Source organism: Hydrogenophaga sp. 70-12, assembly GCF_001897365.1.
In the GTDB taxonomy this organism is placed as follows: Bacteria; Pseudomonadota; Gammaproteobacteria; order Burkholderiales; family Burkholderiaceae_C; genus Hydrogenophaga; species Hydrogenophaga borbori.
The window spans coordinates 10,415-11,212 of sequence record NZ_MKSS01000390.1; the positions used below are offsets into that span (position 1 = coordinate 10,415).

Consider the following 798-nt stretch of genomic DNA (forward strand, 5'->3'; position numbering starts at 1 on the left):
GCGGCGCACCACCCAAGGCACCTGCCGTGTCACACTGCGCCCGCCCCGCCCACGCCAAGCGGCGCGGGACATCGAACCCACCCCACCCCTCCGCTCCATCACCCGGCCCAGCCGCAACGCCCATGAGACACAGCGAACGACACCGAACCCACCGGACCGGCTGGCTGCGCGCCGCCGTGCTGGGCGCCAACGACGGCATCGTCTCCACCGCCAGCCTGGTGCTGGGCGTGGCGGCCACCGGGGCCGGCACCCAGGCCATTCTGGTGGCGGGCGTGGCCAGCCTGGTGGCCGGGGCCATGTCGATGGCGGCGGGGGAATACGTGTCGGTGAGTTCGCAGGCCGACACCGAAAACGCCGACCTGGCCCGCGAGAAAGCCGAACTGGCCGACAACCCCCAGCAGGAGCACGCGGAGCTCACCGCGATCTACGTGAAGCGCGGGCTCGACCACCCGCTGGCCTCGCAGGTGGCCACGCAGCTCATGCAAAAGAACGCGCTGGAAGCGCACGCCCGCGACGAGCTGGGCATATCGGACACGCTGGCCGCCAAACCCGTGCAGGCCGCGCTCGCCTCGGCCGCCACCTTTGCCACCGGCGCGGCGCTGCCCTTGCTGGTGGTGCTGCTGCTGCCGGCGTCGGCGCTCATGTGGGGGGTGGCGGGCACCTCGCTCTTCTTCCTGGCGGCGCTGGGCCTGATCGCGGCGCAGGCCGGCGGCTCACCGCTGCTGGTGTCGACCGCGCGCGTGAGCTTCTGGGGCGCCCTGGCCATGGGCCTGACCGCGGGCGTGGGGGCGCTGTTCG

General features: G+C 73.3%; 1 protein-coding gene. It reads left to right on the plus strand.

The features are described from left to right. Positions 1 to 122: 122 nt before the first annotated feature. Positions 123 to 798, plus strand: a 676-nt coding sequence (locus BGO22_RS20050) for a VIT1/CCC1 transporter family protein (RefSeq protein ID WP_286852272.1), incomplete at its 3' end; no start/stop codon positions are given.